Here is a 219-nt window from a genome sequence, read left to right on the forward strand (position 1 = left end):
CGCACCGACCTCCTCGACGCCCTCACCGCACTCCAGGACGGCCGGCCCTCACCCCATCTCATACACGCCGGCCAGCAGCCCCGGCCGACAGGACGGACAGCGTTCCTCTTCACCGGCCAAGGCTCGCAACGAGCCGGAATGGGCCGCGAACTCCACGCCGCCTCACCCGTCTTCGCCACAGCCTTCGACGAAGCCTGCCACGCCTTCACCCCCCACCTC

Annotated in this window: 1 protein-coding gene; it reads left to right on the forward strand. The window is 70.3% G+C overall.

The genetic code is table 11. The features are described from left to right. Positions 1-219, forward strand: a 219-nt coding sequence (locus tag IH48_RS35575) for an acyltransferase domain-containing protein (protein ID WP_037844379.1), incomplete at both ends; no start/stop codon positions are given.

Origin of the sequence: Streptomyces sp. NRRL F-5126 (assembly GCF_000721265.1) — a bacterium.
In the GTDB taxonomy this organism is placed as follows: Bacteria; Actinomycetota; Actinomycetes; order Streptomycetales; family Streptomycetaceae; genus Streptomyces.